Raw genomic sequence first — 4,658 nt, forward strand, 5'->3', positions numbered from 1 at the left:
CCCACCACCACCGTGTTCCTCGGCGAGATCCTGCACTTCCTCGACGACCCCGGCGCCGAGCAGACACCCGGCAGCTTCGAACACCACCCCGAGGGGGCCCTGGTCGTCACCCCCGACGGGGACGTCGACTGGGTCGGACCAGCAACGGCGCTGCGCCCACGACACCGCCACGCCCCCCACGTCGACCACCGGGGCAGCCTGCTCCTGCCCGGCTTCGTCGACCCCCACATCCACTCCAGCCAGATCGACGCCATCGCCAGCCCCGGCGAGACCTTCCAGGACTGGCTCACCCACAGCGTGTACCCGCGAGAGCGCGAGTTCCACGACCGCGACCACGCCCGCCAGGCCGCCGACTTCCTCCTCGACACCCTGCTGGCCGCCGGCACCACCACCGCCGGCGTCTTCCCGACGGTCCACCCCGCCTCCGTCGACGGTTTCCTCTCCGCCGCCCTCGACCGCGACCTGCGCATGATCAGCGGCAAGGTCCTCATGGACCGCGCACCCCACGCCCCCGAGGGCCTGCGAGACCCCACCCTGGCCACCGCCGAACACCAGACCCGGGACCTCGTGGCCCGCTGGCACGGCCGAGGACGCCTGGGCTACGCCCTTTCCCCCCGCTTCGCCCCGACCTCCACCGAGGCGCTGCTCACGATGGTCGCCCGCCTCCACCGCGACCTCCCCGACCTGTGGATCCACAGCCACGCCGCCGAGAACCAGGAGGAGGTGGCACTGGTCCACCGCCTGTTCGGCGCCGACTCCGTCCTCGCGCTGTTCGACGCCCACGGACTGCTCGGCCCCCGCAGCGTCCTCGCCCACTGCGTCCACATCGACGACACCAACCGGCAGCGGCTCGCCCGCACCGGCACCGCCGTGGCGCACTGCCCCACCTCCAACCTCTTCCTGGGCAGCGGCCTGTTCGACCTGACCTCGGCGCTGGACGCCGGCATCCCCGTGGGGGTCGGCACCGACGTGGGCGCCGGCACCAGCTACTCACCGCTGGTCACCCTGAACGCCGCCCACACCGTCGCCGCCCTGCGGGGACACCCGTTGCCCGCGCCACGCGCCTTCTACCTGGCGACCCTCGGGGGAGCACGGGCCCTGCGCCTGGACGGCGCCATCGGAAGCCTCCAACCCGGGCGGGAGGCCGACTTCGTCGTCCTGGACTGGGCGGCGACCCCGGTACTGCGGCGCCGCACCCGACGAGCGAGAACCCTTTCCGAGCGGCTCCTCGCTCTCATGACCCTGGGCGACGACCGCGCCGTCACGGCCACCTACGTGCTGGGCCGCCCCCGCCACCGGCGCCCGGCCGTCCCCGACCACCCCCGGTGACCAGGAACTCCCGCGGGACCAGCGGCGGATGCGCCGCCCCACCGGGCCGACGTACCGTCGGGGCATGCCCCGCTCCAACGAGGCCGTGGCGGACATGCTCACCGAGTTCGCGGAACTCCTCGCGATCTCCGGGGCCGACCCGTTCAAGATCAGGGCCTACGAGCGCGCCGCCCGCTCGGTGCGCGGGCACACCGCCGACCTGGCCGGCCTCGACCGGCCCGGCCTGCGGGCCATCCCCGGCGTCGGCGACCAACTCGCCACCAAGATCCGCCAGTACCTCGACACCGGCACCGTCACCGAACTCGACACCCTCCGCGCCGAGGTGCCCGCCGGCGTGCGCGCGCTGCTGGCCGTCCCCGGGCTCGGCCCGCGCCGCGCCCACCAGGTCTTCCGGGAACGCGGCATCGCCTCCACCGCCGAGCTGCACGACGCGCTCCACCACGGACGGCTCCGCGACCTGCGGGGGTGGGGGCCGCGCACCGAGGACACCCTCGCCGCCGCCCTCCGCGAGACCCACGCGGCCGGCCACCGCATCCCCCTCGCCCTGGCCCTGGACCTCGCCGACCGGGCACTCGGCGCGCTGAGCGGCCTGCCCGGGGTCCAGCGGGCCGAGGTCGCCGGCTCCGTCCGCCGCCGCCGCGACACCGTCGGCGATCTCGACCTGCTGGTCGCCACCACCGACCCCGGTACCGTGATGCGCGCGGCCACCACCCTCCCCGGCGTTGACCGCGTCCTGGGCAGTGGAGGCACCAAGACCTCGGTGCGTACCCGAGCCGGCGTCCAGATCGACGTCCGCGCCGTTGCTCCCCAGGCCTGGGGACCCGCGCTGCTGTACTTCACCGGCTCCCAGGCGCACAACATCCGCGTCCGCGAGATCGCCGCGCACGCCGGTCTGACCCTCTCCGAGTACGGCCTGGTCCGGGTCCGCACCCGCCGCCCGGTCCCCGCCGACAGCGAGGAGGAGCTCTACGCGCGCCTCGGCCTCGACTGGGTGCCGCCGCCGCTGCGCGAGGACACCGGGGAGATCCAAGCCGCCCACCAGCACCGGCTGCCCCGCCTGCTGGAACGCCGCGACCTGCGCGGCGACCTCCACACGCACACCAACCTCACCGACGGCGTCGCCTCCCTGGAGGAGATGGTGCGCGCCGCCCGCGACGCCGGCCACCAGTACTGCGCCATCACCGACCACGCGCCCCTGCTGCGCCTGCAACGGATGACCACGGAGAAGGCCCTCGAGCAGCGGCGGCGGATCCGCCGCCTCGAACGCGACGCCGGCATCCACCTGCTCCACGGCACGGAGCTCAACATCCAACCCGACGGCGGCCTGGACTGGGACGACGACGTCCTGCGCGGATTCGACATCCGCGTGGCCTCGGTGCACTCCCACTTCCGCCAGAGCAGGCACGACACCACCACCCGACTCGTGCGCGCCGTGCGGCACCCGCTGGTGGACGTGCTCGGCCACCCCACCACCCGGCTGATCGGCCACCGGCGGGCACTCGACGCCGACTGGGACGCCGTCTTCGCCGAAGCGGCCCGCCACGACACCGCCCTGGAGATCAACTCCTTCCCCGACCGCATGGACCTCGACGGCGACCTCACCCGCCGGGCCCGGAGCTTCGGAGTGCGTTTCTCCGTCTCCAGCGACGCCCACGCCGTCGGCCACCTCGACCAGGTGCGACTGGGCGTGGGCACCGCGCAACGCGGCTGGGTCGGCCCCGACGAGGTCATCAACACCTACCCCTGGGACCGTCTCCACCGGTTCCTCACCCGCCCCCGCCCGTGACCCGGCCCTGAGCACACCGACCGCCCGGTCCCGGGACCTTCCGCACTGACCCCGCCGCCCCCGCACCGCCTACCGTGGCGGGGGAGAGCGGACCCGACCACGCCCCCACCCCGTCGGCGCCGGGCGCGGGCCGGGTCCCCGACCACCGCCCGGGAGGAGGCCGCGATGCCCTTCACCGACCGAGGCGACGCCGGCCGGCGCCTCGCCCACCGCCTGGAACCCCTCGCCGACCAGGACGTCGTAGTCCTGGGACTGCCCCGGGGCGGCGTGCCGGTGGCCCACCAGGTCGCCACCCACCTCCACCGCCCCCTGGACGTGGTCGTGGTCCGCAAACTCGGCGTGCCCGGCCAACCCGAACTGGGCATGGGTGCCGTGGGGGAGGACGGCGTCCGCGTGATCAACGACCACATCCGCCGCCGAGCGGGCGTGGACGCCACCCACCTCGCCGAGGTCGAACACCGGGAACGCGCCCAGGTCGACAGCCGCGCCGCCCGGTTCCGCCGGGGCCGGCCCCGCACCCCGGTCGCCGGCCGCACCGTCGTCCTCGTCGACGACGGCATCGCCACCGGCTCCACCGCACGCGCCGCCGCCCAGGTCGTCCGCGCCCAGGGAGCCCGTCGGGTCGTCCTCGCCGTCCCCGTCGCCCCACCCGAGGCGGTGGACGCCCTCCGAGGTGAGGTCGACGACCTGATCTGCCTGGAGACCCCGTCGGTGTTCCTGGCGGTGGGCCAGGCCTACGCGCACTTCGAGCAGACCAGCGACGCCGAAGTCGTGGACCTGCTCTCCCGCGACCACACCGCGCCGGCCTCCGTGCCCGAGCCCCGAACAGGACGGACCTCCGACCAGGACGTCGCCGTGACCGCCGGCGCCGTCACCCTCCCCGGACACCTCCACCTGCCCACCCACCCCCTCGGCCTGGTGATCTTCGCGCACGGCAGCGGCAGCAGCCGGCACAGCCCCCGCAACCAGCGGGTCGCCGACGCGCTCTCCGCCGGGCACATCGGCACCCTGCTGTTCGACCTGCTCACCCCCGAGGAGGAACGGGACCGAGCCCGGGTCTTCGACATCCCCCTGCTCGCCGACCGCCTCCGCTCCGCCACCACCTGGGCGCGGCAGCACCCCCCGGCCGCCGGTCTCCCCCTCGGCTACTTCGGTGCCAGCACCGGTGCCGCCGCCGCGCTGTGGGCCGCGGCCGACCGGGACGCCGACCTCGCCGCCGTCGTCTCCCGAGGTGGCCGGCCCGACCTCGCCGGCCCCCACCTCCCCGGCGTGCACGCCCCGACACTGCTCGTCGTCGGCGGACGCGACGAGATCGTCCTCGAACTCAACCGGCAGGCCCAGGCGCGCCTCGGCGGCCCCACCGACCTGGCCGTGGTACCCGGCGCCACCCACCTGTTCGAGGAACCCGGCGCGCTGGACCAGGTGGCCGACCTGGCCACCCACTGGTTCACCACCCACCTGAGCGCACTCACCCACCCCGCGTGATGTCCCCCCGACCCGCCGGCGGTCTCCCGGCACCACCCGCACACCCCCACCACAGATC

Annotated in this window: 3 protein-coding genes; all 3 read left to right on the forward strand. The window is 75.1% G+C overall.

Annotation, left to right across the window (positions count from 1 at the left end; genetic code table 11):
• Positions 1 to 1,329: guanine deaminase (gene guaD / locus ACTIDRAF_RS31235; RefSeq protein WP_016701366.1), on the forward strand; the 1,329-nt coding region annotated here is incomplete at its 5' end.
• Between the two features lie 64 nt (positions 1,330 to 1,393).
• Positions 1,394 to 3,115, forward strand: coding sequence for a DNA polymerase/3'-5' exonuclease PolX (gene polX, locus ACTIDRAF_RS0224845; protein WP_016701367.1), 1,722 nt, complete (start codon positions 1,394 to 1,396; stop codon positions 3,113 to 3,115).
• A gap of 165 nt (positions 3,116 to 3,280) precedes the next feature.
• Positions 3,281 to 4,600 (forward strand): phosphoribosyltransferase, encoded by a 1,320-nt coding sequence (locus tag ACTIDRAF_RS0224850; RefSeq protein WP_016701368.1) that lies wholly within the window; start codon positions 3,281 to 3,283, stop codon positions 4,598 to 4,600.
• Positions 4,601 to 4,658: the final 58 nt, after the last annotated feature.

It is taken from the genome of Actinoalloteichus spitiensis RMV-1378, from assembly GCF_000239155.1.
Lineage (GTDB): Bacteria > Actinomycetota > Actinomycetes > Mycobacteriales > Pseudonocardiaceae > Actinoalloteichus_B > Actinoalloteichus_B spitiensis.

Excerpts from the sequence above, each read along its gene's own strand:
- ACTIDRAF_RS0224850 (WP_016701368.1), top strand. The coding sequence starts at position 3,281 with ATGCCCTTCACCGACCGAGGCGACGCCGGCCGGCGCCTCGCCCACCGC.
- polX (WP_016701367.1), top strand. The coding sequence starts at position 1,394 with ATGCCCCGCTCCAACGAGGCCGTGGCGGACATGCTCACCGAGTTCGCG.